The sequence below is a fragment of the Enhygromyxa salina genome, assembly GCF_000737335.2.
Lineage (GTDB): Bacteria > Myxococcota_A > Polyangia > Nannocystales > Nannocystaceae > Plesiocystis > Plesiocystis salina_C.
This window is the reverse complement of sequence record NZ_JMCC02000013.1, coordinates 20,964-35,460: the sequence shown is the minus strand read 5'-3', so window position 1 is coordinate 35,460 and position 14,497 is coordinate 20,964. Positions and strand designations below refer to the sequence as shown.

The 14,497-nt window shown below is 68.2% G+C and carries 10 protein-coding genes; 9 read left to right on the top strand and 1 reads right to left on the bottom strand.

What is annotated here, in order from left to right; genetic code table 11:
• Positions 1 to 34: 34 nt before the first annotated feature.
• The 3 genes from DB30_RS06690 to DB30_RS06680 are packed head-to-tail and all read left to right on the top strand — an operon-like array spanning position 35 to position 5,018.
• Entirely contained in the window at positions 35 to 2,146 is a 2,112-nt protein-coding gene (locus DB30_RS06690) for an ATP-binding cassette domain-containing protein (protein WP_146658172.1), read from the top strand.
• Positions 2,143 to 3,483 carry an HlyD family secretion protein gene (locus DB30_RS06685; RefSeq protein ID WP_146658171.1) on the top strand — a complete coding sequence of 447 codons (1,341 nt, stop codon included), beginning with the start codon at positions 2,143 to 2,145 and terminating at the stop codon, positions 3,481 to 3,483. The genes DB30_RS06690 and DB30_RS06685 overlap by 4 nt, the downstream gene beginning before the upstream one ends.
• The gene (locus DB30_RS06680; RefSeq protein WP_052547143.1) at positions 3,480 to 5,018 is read left to right on the top strand and encodes a TolC family protein; all 1,539 of its coding nucleotides are present in this window, start codon (positions 3,480 to 3,482) and stop codon (positions 5,016 to 5,018) included. The genes DB30_RS06685 and DB30_RS06680 overlap by 4 nt, the downstream gene beginning before the upstream one ends.
• Positions 5,019 to 5,033: 15 nt before the next feature.
• Here the strand turns inward: DB30_RS06680 and DB30_RS06675 are convergent, their stop codons facing one another.
• Positions 5,034 to 6,482 (bottom strand): sigma-54-dependent transcriptional regulator, encoded by a 1,449-nt coding sequence (locus tag DB30_RS06675; protein WP_052547142.1) that lies wholly within the window; start codon positions 6,480 to 6,482, stop codon positions 5,034 to 5,036.
• 592 nt (positions 6,483 to 7,074) lie between these two features.
• Between DB30_RS06675 and DB30_RS06670 the strand changes: the two genes are divergently transcribed.
• From DB30_RS06670 to DB30_RS06645, 6 genes are all read left to right on the top strand, one after another.
• Entirely contained in the window at positions 7,075 to 7,383 is a 309-nt protein-coding gene (locus DB30_RS06670; protein ID WP_240480180.1) for a helix-turn-helix transcriptional regulator, read from the top strand.
• 220 nt (positions 7,384 to 7,603) lie between these two features.
• Complete coding sequence (pilM, locus tag DB30_RS06665; protein WP_052547141.1) at positions 7,604 to 8,659, top strand: type IV pilus assembly protein PilM; 1,056 nt, start codon at positions 7,604 to 7,606, stop codon at positions 8,657 to 8,659.
• A 13-nt stretch (positions 8,660 to 8,672) separates the two neighbouring features.
• Positions 8,673 to 9,410, top strand: coding sequence for a PilN domain-containing protein (locus DB30_RS06660; protein ID WP_052547140.1), 738 nt, complete (start codon positions 8,673 to 8,675; stop codon positions 9,408 to 9,410).
• 3 nt (positions 9,411 to 9,413) lie between these two features.
• Positions 9,414 to 10,055: a type IV pilus inner membrane component PilO gene (locus DB30_RS06655; protein ID WP_052547139.1), complete on the top strand. Its 642-nt coding sequence runs from the start codon at positions 9,414 to 9,416 to the stop codon at positions 10,053 to 10,055.
• Complete coding sequence (locus DB30_RS06650; RefSeq protein ID WP_052547138.1) at positions 10,052 to 10,696, top strand: hypothetical protein; 645 nt, start codon at positions 10,052 to 10,054, stop codon at positions 10,694 to 10,696. Before DB30_RS06655 ends, DB30_RS06650 begins: the two co-directional genes overlap by 4 nt.
• Positions 10,697 to 10,900: 204 nt before the next feature.
• Positions 10,901 to 14,485 carry a type IV pilus secretin family protein gene (locus DB30_RS06645; protein ID WP_052547137.1) on the top strand — a complete coding sequence of 1,195 codons (3,585 nt, stop codon included), beginning with the start codon at positions 10,901 to 10,903 and terminating at the stop codon, positions 14,483 to 14,485.
• Positions 14,486 to 14,497: the final 12 nt, after the last annotated feature.

Sequence of the window (14,497 nt, the reverse complement as noted above, 5' to 3'; positions counted from 1 at the left end):
AAAGTGGTTTCGAGGCTACATCATCCGCGAGATCGTGATGTCGCCCCTGACCGAAGTGCAACCGTCCGAGGACCCCAGGGACTGGCAGGTCCAGGCGATGACCCAGGTGCTCGAGCTCGTGGCCGAGCCCGCCGGGGTGACGCTCGAGCCTCGGGTCGCGTGGGAGGCCGCGACCGCGGGTCTCGCCGCTGGCGGTGAAGATCCGCTGCGAAGCTTGGCCCAGGCAGGTCGGCGCGCCGGACTCCGCCTGGGCCGGGTTTACTTGCGCTGGCCCTGCGCCCCAGCCCAGCTGCTGGCGCTTGGCGGACCGATCCTGACCTGGCTGCCAGGATCGGGCGCGGGAGCCGGGCGCTGGGTGGCCGTGCTCGGTCGACGCGGGCGCAGCATCGAGTTTGCGTTGATCGACGAGGGCGGCCAGCAGCGGCGGCGGCTGAGGGCGCGGGCGTTCGTGAAGTGGCTGGAGCGCGAGCTCGAAGCGGCCGGCGTCAACGCCCCGCGCTGGGTTCGAGGTGAGCCATTGTTGCCGCTCGCGTCGCTCGAGAGCGGCGCGCTGTCCGGGGCCACGGGGCGGCTCGCGGCGATTCGGCGGCTGTTTGCCCTGGCACGGATCGAGCGCCAGGACCTCGGCATCGTGCTGGTCTACTCGGTCGGGATCGGCGGCTCGAGCCTCGCGGTTCCGGTCGCCGTCCAGGCCGTGGTCAACACGGTCGCGTTTGGCTCGGTGCTGCAGCCGCTGGTGGTCTTGAGCGTGATGCTGGCGGTCGTGCTTGGGTTCGTCGCGGTCCTGCGCGTGCTTCAAGCAGTGGTGATCGAGGCGCTGCAGCGACGGCTATTTGTGCGGACCGCCGCGGACTTCGCTCGTCGGTTCCCCCGCATGTCGCTCGAGGCCGCCCGCACCCATCACCTGCCCGAGCTGGCCAACCGCTTTTTCGAGGTCGCGGCGCTGCAAAAGACCAGCGCGATCTTGCTGGTCGATGGGCTGTCGCTGGGCCTGCAGACCCTCGTTGGCATGGTCCTGCTTGCGTTCTACCACCCGATCTTGCTGGCCTTCGACTTCGCGCTGTTGATCGCGGTCGTGCTCGTGGTGTTTGTCGCAGGACGCGGGGCCGTGGCCAGCGCCCTGGCCGAGTCGAGCCGCAAGTACGCCGTCGCGGCCTGGATCGAGGACCTCGCCGCGAGCCCGCTGCGCTTCGCTGATCCGCGCGCGCGCAAGTTCGCCGACGCGCGGGCCGAGCTGCTGATCCGCGAGTGGTTGGGGGCCCGTCGTGACCACTTCTCGCGCCTGCTGCGTCAGTTTGGCGGCGGCCTGGGTCTGCAGGTGCTGGCGAGCACGGCGTTGCTGGGGATCGGCGGATGGCTGGTGATCCGGCGGCAGCTCACGCTTGGGCAGCTGGTCGCGGCGGAGCTGGTGGTCACCGCGATCGGGGCGGGCCTGGGCAAGCTCGGCAAGCAGCTCGAGAGCTTCTACGACGCGACGGCCTCGGCGGCCAAGCTTGGCAAGATCGTCGACATGCCGCTCGAGCCCGGCGGGGGCGAGCTGCTGCCCGGCGCCGGTCCGGTAGGGGTCACGGTCTGCGAGCCAGACAGCGCCGGTGGGTCCGAGCTGCTCGCGCTCGCGCCCGGGGACAAGCGGGTGCTCGTTGGTCGCACGGCAGCGCGCTCGGATCTGTGCGACGCGCTGTTTGGCAGCGGTGATCGGTCTGCGATCGATGTTCGAGTGGACGGCTGGCCGTTGCGGACGCTCGACCTCGAGGCTCTGCGCGCCGAGGTGATGCTGGTCCGTGGGATCGAAGTCGTCGCTGGCTCGGTCTACGACAACCTGGACACGGAGCTGATCCCCAGCGACCCCGCGAAGGTCCGGCGCGTGCTCGAGCTGGTCGGTCTCAGCGCCCGTGTCCTCGCGCTACCGCAGGGCTTGCGGACCTCGTTGCTGCCCGGCGGCTGGCCGCTGCGCGAGCCCGAAGCCAAGCGTCTGATGTTGGCGCAGGCGCTGCTTCGGCGGCCCCGCTTGCTGGTCCTCGACGGCAGCCTCGACGGCCTTGGCCTGACCGCCGAGGCGCGCGCGCAGCTCTTGGATCATCTGTTTGCAGCCGACGCACCGTGGACGCTGCTGGTGATCACCGAAGACTCCACCCTGACGCCATGAACGCCCGAGCAGAAAACACTCCCGGTTTCGCTTCGCCGCTCGACCATGCCCGGCCGAGCCTGCTCGAGAGCCGCTCCCCCCGGGCCGCGGGCGTGCTCGCGCGGCTGTTGGCGGCTGGGTTTGGGCTGTTGATCCTCGCGCTCGTGGTCGCGCCCTGGCAGCAGAGCGTGCCCGGCCAGGGGCGGGTGATCGCCTACGCGCCGCTCGAGCGGCAACAGATCATCGAGGCGCCGATCGAGGGCCGGATCAGCATGTGGAACGTGCTCGAGGGCGAGCGCGTGCGCGCGGGTGAGATCATCGCGGAGATCTCCGACAACGACGACGAGATCCTGGCCAGGATCGAGCGCGAGCGCACGGCGGTGCTGAGTCAGGCGCGCGCGGCGAAGGGCACGATCGAGGTCGCCGAAGCCAAGATCGCGGCGCTGCAGCTCGCGCGCGAGGCCAAGAACTTGTCTGCTGATCTGCGCGTCGACATGTCTCGCAATCGGCTCGACGCCGCCGAGCAGGCGGTCAGCGCGGCCGCGGCCGCCGAGCGCACCGCCAGCTTGAACCTCGAGCGCCAGCGCGCGCTGTTCGACGAGGGTCTGACCTCCAAGCGCCAGGTCGAGCTCGCGCAGATGGAGTTCGAGACCAAGCAGGCCGACCACAACCGGGCCCGCGCGAGCCTGACCGCGGCCAAGCGCGAGGTTGGGGCGCTCGGGGCCGACCGCAGCCATGTCGGGGCCGACGCGAGCGCGTCGATCGAAGAGGCGCGGGCGTCGTTGCGCAAGGCCGAGGCGGAGTTCGCCAAGGCCGAAGCCGAAATTCAGAAGATCGACTCGCGCCGGGCGCGTCAGCAGCGGATGTCGATCACCGCGCCGCGCGACGGGACGATCCTGCGGATCATCGCCAAGCAAGACGCGCAGATGCTCAAGCCCGGCGATCCCGTCGCTGTGTTCGTCCCCGAGCTGACCGCGAGCGCCGTCGAGCTGTGGGTTGACGGCAAGGACGGCCCGCTGATCAGCCCCGGCCGCCCCGTGCGTCTGCAGTTTCAGGGCTGGCCGGCGGTTCAATTCGTGGGCTGGCCTTCGGCCGCCGTTGGGACCTTCCCGGGGGTCGTCGAGTTCGTCGACGCGACCGCCGACGAGTACGGTCGGTTTCGGGTGGTCGTGTCGCCCGCGGGCGGCGACGAGCCCTGGCCCGACGCGAATTGGTTGCGCCAAGGCGTTCGCGCCAACGGGTGGATCCTCCTCGATCGCGTGAGGCTTGGCTTCGAGTTGTGGCGCCAGTTCAACGGCTTTCCGCCCGTGGTGACGCCGACCCTCGATGACCCAAGCCGCAAGCAGGGGGCGCCGTGACCCGTCGTCGCGCGTGGGGCTGGGTGAGCGCGGCGCTGGTCTGCGTGGTGACCTGGCTTGGATCGGCGGAGGCCCTGGCGGCCCCACCGCCCGAGCCGCGTCCCGCCGACGACTTCCGGCGCAGCGATCCGCAGGAGGCCGAGCTCGCCCCGGTGGCCAAGAGCTCGGGCCTGAGCGATCTGACCGCGGTCCAACCCCGGACAGACATCCTCACGCTGGACGAGGTCCTCGACGCGGTGATCGCCTCGGACCCTCGCCTGGCCCAGGCCCGGATCGAGATTGATGCAGTCGAGGGCAAGCTGCTCGCTGCGCGAGGAGGCTTCGACCCCAAGGTTGCGATGCGCGGGCTGATCCAACCGCTGGGCTACTACCGGCACGGGATCGTCGACGTTCGCGTCGAGCAGCCAACGCCGCTGTGGGGTCTGGGCGTCTTCGCTGGCTGGCGGCTCGGCCTGGGCGAGTTCGCGGTCTACGACGCCAAGCTCCCGACCGCCGACGGCGGAGAGCTGCGCGCAGGCGTGAGCGTGCCAGTGTGGCAGGGCGGGCCGATCGATCGCACCCGCGCCGACATCAGCCAGGCGCGGATCGGTCAGCGGCGCGCCGGCCTCGAGCGCGACGCCAAGCAGCTCGAGCTCGAGGCCAAGGCCGCCCAGGCCTACTGGAACTGGGTCGCAACCGGGCTCGCCCTCGAGATCGAGCGCGGGTTGCTCGAGATCGCGTTGACCCGCGACGTTGGCCTGCGCCGACAGGTCGAGCTGGGCGACCTCGAGTCGATCGTCGCAACGGACAACCGAAGGGTGATCTTGGGCCGCGAAGCCCGGGTCGTGGGTGCCGAGCGCGAATTTCAGCGCGCCAGCCTCGAGCTCTCGCTGTTCCTGCGCGACCCCAGCGGCGATCCACGCTTGGCCGGCGCCGAGCGCTTGCCCCTCCAGTTCCCGCCAGCCGGCCCCCCACCGATCGTCGACATTGACGCCGAGATCCAAGCCGCGATCGAGCGGCGCCCGGATCTGGCAGCCGTCCTTGCCGCCCGCGACCAGGCCGAGGTCGAGGTCCGCCTGGCCAAGAACCTGCGCAGCCCCGAGATCGATCTCTCGGCCTGGGCCGCCAAGGACATCGGCCCCGGCACCCCGGAGCAACAACCCGTCGAGCTCGCCGCCATGATCGAGATCCAAGTCCCGATCCCGCTACGCAAGGCCCGCGGCCAGCTCCAGACCGCCCGCGCCGAGCTATCCAGCATCGACGCCCAGCTCCGCTTCGCCCGCGACCGGGTCGCCGTCGACGTCCGCGACGCCCACTCGGCCGTGGCTGCCGCCTACCAAAAGGCCCGCTTGGCCGACGAACAAGTCGAGCTCGCCCAGACCCTCGCCCACGCCGAGCTGCGCCGCTTCACCCTTGGCGACGGCGACCTCCTGCTCGTCAACCTACGCGAGCTCGCCGTGGCCACAGCCGCCCGCGAGCAGGTCGAAGCCCTCGCCGCCCTCATGATCGCCCAAGCTCAACTCCAAGTCGCCCAAGGCGGCTTCGTCTCCCACTGAGCCAAGCACGGGGTATTACCCAATGTCGTAGTCTTTGATTTTGTAGAGCAGCGCCCTGTGGCTGAGATCCAGCAGCTTCGCCGCGTGGGTTCGGTTGCCGCTCGTCTGCTCGAGCGCCCGCAGGATCAGCTCGCGCTCGGCGCGTCGCTGGGCCCGCTTGACGGACAGATCATCACTGGAAAAGCGCAGCGTGAACCCAAGCTCGGACGGCTCGTCGGTGGTTGGACGGCGCTGACGGCCAAGCCGCTCGGGCAGCTCATCGGGGCCGATCAGCGTGCCCTCGGTCATCACGGTCGCGTGCTCGAGGCTGTTCTCGAGCTCGCGCACGTTTCCGGGCCAGTCGTAGGCGAGCATGATCCGCTTGGCCTCCGCGTTCAGGCCCTCGACGGCGGTCCCGAGCTTGCGGTTGATCGCGGTCAAGAAGTGCTCGGCGAGCATCGCAATGTCCTCACGGCGCTCCCGCAGCGGGGGGATCCGCAGCGGCATCACGGCCAGGCGGTAGAACAGGTCCTCGCGGAATTCACCGTCTTCGACCATCTCCTCGAGCGCCCGCGAGGTCGCGGCGACGACCCGGACGTCGATCGGCCGGGGGCTGTTCTCGCCGACGCGGCGGACCTCTCGCTCCTGCAGCGCGCGCAGCAGCTTGACCTGAACGCTGATCGGCAGCTCGCCGACCTCGTCGAGGAAGATCGTCCCGCCGCGGGCGGCCTCGAACAGGCCGGGCTTGTCGCTGCTCGCGTCGGTGAAGGCGCCCTTGCTGTGGCCAAACAGCTCGGACTCGAGCAGGCCCTCGGGGATCGCTCCGCAGTTGACCGCGACGAAGGGACCGCCGGCGCGGCTGCCGAGATCGTGCAGCGCGCGGCTGACCAGCTCCTTGCCAACGCCCGACTCGCCAAGCACCAGCACGGTGGTCTCGAAGCGCGCGACCTTGCGGACGGTCTTGGCGACCTTGCGCATCGCCTGGCTGTGGATCAGCAGGCGCCCGATCAGCTCGATGCCCTCGACGGCGCCCGCGCCACGGACCAGCTCGTTCACGCGCGCGCGCAGGTTGGCGTTCTCGCGGCGCAGACGCAGGCGCTCCTCGGCCTTGCGCAGGGTCAGGATCACCTCGTCCTGCTTGAAAGGCTTGGAGATGTAGTCGTAGGCGCCGCGCTGCATCGCTTCGAGCGCCAGATCCACGCTCCCGAACGCGCTCATCATCACCAGCGTGATCTCGGGGTGCGTCGCCGTGAGCCGCTCGGCCAGGGCGAGCCCGTCGACGCCCGGCATCCGCACGTCCGAGAGCACCACGTCGATCGCCTCACTGTCGGCTAGCTGCAAGGCTTGCTCGCCGCTGGCCGCGCTCAGCACCTCGAAGCCCGCGCGCCGCAGCAGCAACTCGAGCATGTGGCGCATGGGCTCCTCGTCATCCACGACCAAAATCCGCGAGAAACCCGCACTCTCCCCGTTTTCACTCACCTCCATGATGTTACCCACCCTCTACCTGCTCAAAAAACCAGTCATGGGTCGGTATTCGCGGGGTTTTTTTGAGGGGACCCTGTCTACGTGGGAAGCTAACTGGCGCAGGGTCTCCCCCTCCGAGTCAGCCTCGTGATCGTGTCAGTAAACTCATTCGCCGCGCGTCGCCAAGACGAAAACAATCCGGCGACGGGTCGTGCGGCCGATTGCTTAAAAGACGCATCAAATCCCTATCACTTGCACTCAATTAGGCATCATTTGGGCAGCACGTGGGCGTTGACTCCCACGCCTTGGACCCCGACAATGTTTGGGCACGAGCGCGCTGGGGCCGATCTGGGCCCAACGCTCGCGCCACAGCCACGCGGTCCCGATGAAGTCGCCAGCAAAACCCGAGCCCAAGGCTCGCACCTCCGCGGGCGGCGACTCGCAGGACTCCCAGATGGACGACACACAGGAGTTCCAGCGGCAATCTTCTGTTTCGGCTTCTGTTTCGACGGAGACCGAGACGGGCAGCACGAGCGACGACGAGCCGTCGGAGTTGACTCCATCGGAGCCCAGCAAGCCGAAGCCGGTGACGCCAGCTCCAAAGCTGGAGTCGGTGCCAGCGGAGGTTGTGGAAGCCGTCCGCGAGCCGGCACCGGTCGCCAAGCCAGCGCGCGGCAGCAAGAAGTCGCGCGCGCGCTCACGCTCGGGCATCGAGCCAAACAACGTCCGCAAGCTTCGCCAGGAAGCGATGATGAGCAAGGCCGAGCTCGCGCGTCGAGCCGGCGTCTCACCGCTGACGATCGATCGTGTCGAGGCTGGTTGTCCGTGCCGCATGGACACCAAGCGCAAGATCCTCGAAGCGCTGGGGCTCAAGCCTTCGGCGCGCGCCGAGGTCTGGCCCGACATCGACGCGCAGAGCTGAGCGCTCGCGATAGGTTGTGTCTCGGGGTCTGGCTTGGAGTCCAAGGCTCCGGGTCTGGCCGCGCGCGCGCGCTCGCGTCGTGCCTGCTCGCCCCAACCACCAGGGCCCGTCACGCCGCCCTCGCAGGCGAGAAAAACCTCAATATTATGCCGAATTCAGCTGAATTCAGCGATGTTTCACAATCCGTCACGCGCTCGTTCGAGCGGGGAGCGAGGAGCTGATGGCGCGCCAATGCATCGGTCTCGACATCGGCTCGAGCTCAGTGAAGCTCGTGCAGGTCAAGGCGTCTCGCAAGTCGTTCAGCTTGCAAAACTTCGGCATCGAGCCGCTGCCTCCGGGCGCGATCGTCGACGGGGCGATCGCCAACCCTGGCGCGGTCGCGGACTCGATCCGCAACCTCAGCAAGCGGATCCACCTGCGTGGCAAGGACATCGCGCTCGCGGTCTCCGGCAACAGCGTGATCGTTCGACGGCTCCACATCCCCGCGATGCAGGGCCCGGCGCTCGCCGAGCAGATGGAGTGGGAGGTCAAACAGAACATCCCGTTCGCGCGCGACGAAGTCATCGTCGACTGGGAGGTCCTGGTTCCGCGCACCTCCGACGGCCAGATGGAGGTCGTGCTCGTCGCGGCCAAGCGCGAGATCGTCGAGCAGTACTTCGAAGCGGTGAAGGCGGCAGGACTCAACCCGGTCGTCGTCGACACCGACGCGTTCGCCATGCAGAACGCGATCGAGAGCGCGACCGGCTTCACCGACAACGAGACCGTCGCGGTCATCAACATCGGCGCTCACTTCTCGACGATCGTGATCGTGAGCAGCGGCAAGCCGGTGTTCCACCGCAACCTCGCGGCCGGTGGCGACACCTTCACCGAGGCCATTCGTCACCGATTGGCCGTCGGCATGGATGGTGCTGAGGCTTACAAAGTTGGCGGTGGGGGATCGGTCGGCGCCGCCGAGGTGGTCCCGCAGGAGGTCCACCGGGTCCTCGCGCAGGTCTCGGAGCAGGTCTCGAGCGAATTTCAGCGCACGATCGACTTCTATCTGGGCGACGCGGTTGGCGCGAACCTCGCCAGGGTGTTCCTGACCGGCGGCAGCGCGCTGGTACCCCAACTACCAAAGGCGATCCAAGATCGTGCTCGGGTGCCCGTAGCGATCTTCGACCCCTTCGCCAGCATCGCCGTCGACGCCAAGCGCTTCGACGTCGAGTATCTGCGCGCAAATGCGCCGGTGGCCACCGTGGCCTTCGGTCTGTCGCTGCGACGTCCGGGGGACAAGTGATGGGAGCCGAGCAATGATCCGCATCAACCTCTCGCCAACCGTCAAGCGCAAGAACCAGTCGTCGACGCGGGCGATCACCGCCGTTCAGATGGTCGTGCCCTCGACCAAAGTGTCGAAGGGCAGCATCTACGCGGTCTTGATGTTGCTCGGCTGGGTCGGCGTCGGCGTTGGCGCGTGGGTGCTGCAGACCGGCGTGCAAGAGGACACCCAGCGCCTCAAGAACAAGAGCGCCGTGCTGCTCGAAGACACCCGGGCGATCAACGAGAAGATCGACGAAGAGGATCTGCAGGCCCGCTTCAATCGCTACGAAGAGCTGACGGCCGCGGCTGCGGCTCTGCAACAGAAGCGGCGCACGCCGGTCTACGTGTATCACGAGCTGACCAACGTGCTCACGACCGGGCGCATGCCCGACATCGACGAGGCCGAGCAGCGCAAGCGCGTGGCCTTGGATCCGCAGGCCCGGCTCGCGCTCGACTGGGACGCCAACTCGGTGTGGCTCAGCAGCATGCAGCAAGACGGCGCCAACGTGCTCGAGATCACCGGTGCTGCCCGCGACCCCGACGACCTCAGCGAATTCGTCAAGCGACTGCGCGCGTCGGCCCGCTTCGCTCGGGTCTCGCACCCCGAGTTCGCGCTCGAGGAGGTCGCCGAGCGACCCTCGTCCGGGGCCCCGAGGCCGCTCAAGCCTGGCGAGGCGCTCCACAACCACTACACCTTCGAGCTGACCGCTCAGGTTCGTTACTGGGACTGAGACATGGCTGATTCAGCGCTCGATAAACTCGATCAATACCCGGCTTGGCAGCTGGGCCTGGCCTGGGTGTTGGGCGCTGGGCTCGTGGTCGGCGGTTGGTACGGGTTGTACTTCTCCGACATCCTCGCCGAGAAGAGCGCGGCCGCGACCGGGGTGACCCAGGCCGAGGCCGGGCTGGCCAAGGCCAAGGACAACCTCTCGAACTACGAGCAGCGCGTCAAAGAGCAGGCCGAGCGCGACAAAGAGCTCAAGAAGACCCTCGAGGTCGTGCCGGTCGACTCGTCGACGATCGACCACCTGATGAGCACCTTCCAGCGCGAGGCGCGGGGTGTCGGCCTTGGCATCGAGGCCTGGAGCCCGCAGCCCGAGCAGTTCCACGACTTCTACGCCAAGATCCCAGTCGAGGTGATCGCGCTGGGCTCGTGGCACGAGGTCGGCGAGTTCTTCCGCCGCGTGTCCGAGATGAAGCAGATCGTCAACATCGAGGACGTCAAGATCAAGCTTGGCAAAGACTTTGACGACAGCGGGTTTCCGCAGCTCAAGGTTGGCTTCACGGCCAGCACCTTTCGGTTGTTGACCGAAGACGAGCAGGGCGGCGGCGGCGACGCTGCGACCCGACGACAAGGTAAGGGAGCCAAGCGATGAACCGGAAAAAGAGCTCTGGTCACTCACTCGCGGGGCTGCCAGCTCTGGCCGCGCTGTTGTTGCTTGGGCTGCCGGCCGCGGGCTGTGGCGGTGAAGAGGCCAAGGTCACCCAGCAGCGGGGCATGCCCAACCAGCAACCGATCGCCCAAGGCGGGAAGCCAGCGGCCGGTAGCGGTGGAACGCGGCGCAGCGGTGGCGGTGGTGGCAAGGCCGACCCCGATGCCGAGGCCGAGTTCGAGCGGCCCGATCGCCCCCGCCCAACCCTGACCCGCGAGGACTTCTCGGGTCGGGCCCGCGATCCGTTTCACAACTATCTTGCCGCTGCCACGGTCGAGGCCCCCGAGCCCGTCGAGGTCGTCAAGAAGCAGCGGGCAGTCAAGCTGTCCGAGTACACCTTTGAAGAGCTGCGCCTCATCGCAATCGTGAACGCGGGCCGCAGCGTGCCCCCGACCGCCTTGTTCTTGGCCGGGGACAACAAGTCGAAGAGCGTCAAGCAAGGCGAGTACTTCAGTAGCGCCGAAGTTTTGCTTGCTTCGGTCAATCGCGATTACATCGAGATCGAGATCATCGATCCCGAGCTGACTCCTGGCTGGAATCTGGAGCGGGGCGAGCGGAAGGTCATCTACCTCAAAGAGCGCTAGCCCGTTTTTGTAGCTCCCTCAGCCAACTGAACTGATATCCACCTCGCCGGCTTCGCCGGTGAGTCCGGACCCCCGCGCGCCTCGAAGCCAAGCCGGCGACTGGAGACCACCATGAACTCCCAGCCTCATAAGCCCCAACATACCCGCTGGTCGCTCCAACGGACCCTTCGTACACGCAAGTGGTCCCCGCTCGGGGTCGTTGCATTGCCGGCGCTGCTGCTGTTGACCCTCGACTCTGGCCCTGCTTCGGCCGGTCCGCCCAAGTCAAAGAAGTCCAGCCCAACCAAGACGACCAAGGTCAGCGCGCCCGAGGCCCAACCAGAGTCCAAGATCGAGGTCCGCAAGGCCGTCAATCAGATCGACGGATTGACCGTCGAGGAGCTCGACGACGGGACCACGATCTTGCGCTTGCTCGGTCACGTCGAGCCAACCTTCAACGTGTACCGGCTGTCGGATCCCGACCGGCTCGTCGTTGATATCGCCAAGAGCGAGCGGGGCAAGGCCGTGCCGCACGTGCCGGTTGACTCGTGGGCGGTTGGCCGGGTGACGATCAGCTCCGTCGAGGAGCACGACAGCAAGATCGCGCGGGTGGTCGTGAACCTCAAGCGCGAGTCCAGCTACATCGTGGTGCCCAAGGGTCGGGATCTGGCGATCACGCTCACGCCCCGCGAGGTCGCGCCCGAGGCCTACTTCGCGCGCAAGAGCGCTGGCGAGCGCCAGGCCGAGATCGAGACCATGAAGGCCAACGCCCGCAAGCAGGCCAGCGCGATCGAGGCCAGCGCCAAAGCCAAGGCCGACGTGCAAGAGGCGAAGGCGAGCAGCGCCGAGGCGAAGGCGAGCAGCGCAGAAGCCAAGGCCACCGACGCCGAGCAGCGGGCCCGCAGCGCCGAGAAGCGCGCCCAAGCGGCAGCGGCCAAGGCCCAAGAGGCCGATCGTGACGCCGCCAAGGTCCGCGCCGAAGCCGAGAAGATCCGTGCCCAGGCCGAGGTCGCGGCGGCCAAGCGCGAGCGCGAAGCGGAGGCGCTCGCGGCCAAGCAAGCGAGCGAAGCCGAGACCATCCGGGCGCGCGCCGAGGCGGCCGCTTCCAAGCGCGAGCGCGAGGCCGAGGCCACGGCGTCGTCGCTCGAGAGCGCGGCCCAGGCTCGGGCGTCGTCGCTCGAGGCCGCGGCCGCAGCGAAATTGTCCGAGGCGCAACGCCTCGCCGATGCCCGCAAGTCGGCGCTGGCGACCGCAGAGAAGGCGGCGAGCGACGCCGAGCGGGCCGCGAGCGAGGCCGAGCGCAAGGCCAAGCACGCCGATCAGCGCGCCGCAGAAGCCAAGGCCGAAGCCGAGGCCGCCGAGCTCTACGCCAGCCGCGTTCGCCAGAGCGCCGAGGCCAAGGCCAAGCAAGCCGAGCTGTTGTTGAGCCAGGCCGAAGCGGCCATGAGCCAGGCCACCGAAGAGAGCGAGCAGGCCGTCCAGGCCCACGCCGACGCCAAGCAAGCGCTGAGCGACGCACGCAAGGCCGCGCGCAAGCTCGGCAAGCACGACGACAGCGGTCGCGACGAGCTGCAGCGCGCGGTTCAGCAGGCCGAGGCCGCGACCGCAGCCGCCAAGCAGCGCGAGGACCAAGCCAACGGCCGGCTCGCCGAGCTGCAGCGCGATCACGACGCGCTCTCGCTCGCGCTCGAGACCAAGCAGGCCGAAGCCCAGCAGCTGCGGGGCGAGCTCGAGACCAAGCGCTCGGAGCTTGCGACCGCCAACGACTCGGTCCGTCAGGCGCGAGCCCAGTACGAGAAGCTTGGCGGCGATCAGGGACCCAGCGAGGGCGACAAGCGAGCGCACCGCAAGGCCAAGTCGGAGCTCGCCAAGGCCGAGACGGATCTCGGCAAGCTGCGCAAGCAGACCGAGCTCGAGCAGGGCAAGCTCGAGGCGCTTCAGCACCAGGTCGCCGTCGCGGGTGAGCAGCTTGGCGAGACCCTGGCGGCCACCCAAAAGCGTCGCTCACTCACCCAGCAGTGGGAGCAAGAGCGCGACGAGGCCGGCTACGCGACGGTTCGCGACGTCCGGTTCGAGGACGGGGCCGACGGGGCCCGGGTGATCGTCGAGCTCGACGGGCCGGTCGTCTACGACGCCAGCAGCCTGACTCCCAACATGACGATGCTCGAGCTGCGCGGGGCCAAGATCCCCTCGGGCCTCGAGCGCAGCTTGGACACGACCAGCTTCCACGGGCCGATCGATCGGATCACCAGCTTCCGCGAGGGCAACGACGTCAAGATCGTCGTCGCCTCGGCGCTGGGTGACCCCGCGGGCATCGAGCTCGACCGGGCCGCCAACCGCTTGATCTGGAAATTCCCCAAGCTCGCCCGCGACGAGGCCCCGCTGGTCGCCAGCGACACCACGCCCGAGCGGACCGAGGTCGTGAGCCTTGGCGGCAACAAGGTGTCCGGGTTCTCGACGCCGCCGGTCATGGCCGCGCGGCCCGGGACCAAGGTCGGCAATCGCTCGCGCTGGCGGGGTGAGCGGATCGACATCGAGCTGCAGGACGCCCCGATCAAGGACGTGCTGCTGCTGTTCTCGGACATTGGCCGGGTCAACATCATCGCCGGCCCCGAGGTCACGGGCACCGTGACCATGAAGCTGTCGGCGGTCCCGTGGGACCAGGCGCTGGACATCATCTTGCGCTCGCTGACGCTGGGGATGATCCAAGAGGGCAACGTGATCCGGGTCTCGACCCAGACCAAGCTCGAAGAGGAGCGGCGCAAGGCGATCGAAGAGGCCAACGCCGCCGTCCAGCTCAAGGCCCTCGAGACCCGGCTGATCCCGCTGTCGTACGCGACGGTCACGGAGATGCTGCCCAAGGTCCAGAGCGTGATGAGCTCGCGCGGCTCGGTGACCCCGGATACCCGGACCAACACGTTGATCGTGATGGACGTGGCCGAGAACATCGCGCTCGCCGAGTCGCTGGTGCGCCAGCTCGACAGCCAGACCCCGCAGGTCTTGATCGAGGCGCGGATCGTCGAGGCCCGGACCAACTGGCTGCGTCAGCTTGGCATCCAGTGGGGCTTTGACTTCATCGCCAGCCCCGGAAGCGGCAACCCGACCGGGCTGCTGTTCCCCAACGCGCTTGGCGTCGCGGGTGGCTCGGGTGGCAACCAGTCGCCGGTTGGCGGCTTGATCCTGCCCGGCGCGGCGGCCAATCCAAACTACGCGGTCGACCTGCCCGCGCCGGTCTCGACCGGCACCGGTGGTGCGCTTGGGTTCAGCTTCGGCAGCCTGTCGGGCAACCTCAACACCAACCTGCGGCTGTCGGCGGCCGAGGACGAGGGCGAGGTCCGCATCATCTCGGCGCCGAAGATCGTGACCTTGGACAACACCGAGGCGCAGATCGAGCAGGGCGTGCAGATCCCGATCTCGCAGGTGTCTGCCCAGGGCGTCAACACCCGCTACGTCAACGCGACGCTCGGGCTGCGCGTGACCCCGCACGTGACCAACGAGGGCGCCGTCATGCTCGAGGTCCAGGTCCAAAAGAACGAGGCCGACTTCGTCAACACCGGCGCCCGGGGTGACCCAACGATCTTGACCAAGTCGGCGCAGAGCCAGCTGTTGATCGTCGACGGCGACACCGCCGTGATCGGTGGCATCTACACGCGCAACCAGGCGGTCAGCCGCAGCAAGGTGCCCTGGTTCGCGGATATCCCGATCATTGGGTGGTTCTTCAAGAACAAGACCGAGCGGGATGATCGCTCGGAGATGCTGATCTTCTTGACGCCACGGATCGTGAACCGCTCGACATCGATAGGCGGGTGAGGCTCACCGGTC

Excerpts from the sequence above, each read along its gene's own strand:
- DB30_RS06685 (WP_146658171.1), top strand. The coding sequence starts at position 2,143 with ATGAACGCCCGAGCAGAAAACACTCCCGGTTTCGCTTCGCCGCTCGAC.
- DB30_RS06675 (WP_052547142.1), bottom strand. The coding sequence starts at position 6,482 with ATGGAGGTGAGTGAAAACGGGGAGAGTGCGGGTTTCTCGCGGATTTTG.
- pilM (WP_052547141.1), top strand. The coding sequence starts at position 7,604 with ATGGCGCGCCAATGCATCGGTCTCGACATCGGCTCGAGCTCAGTGAAG.
- DB30_RS06660 (WP_052547140.1), top strand. The coding sequence starts at position 8,673 with ATGATCCGCATCAACCTCTCGCCAACCGTCAAGCGCAAGAACCAGTCG.
- DB30_RS06655 (WP_052547139.1), top strand. The coding sequence starts at position 9,414 with ATGGCTGATTCAGCGCTCGATAAACTCGATCAATACCCGGCTTGGCAG.
- DB30_RS06650 (WP_052547138.1), top strand. The coding sequence starts at position 10,052 with ATGAACCGGAAAAAGAGCTCTGGTCACTCACTCGCGGGGCTGCCAGCT.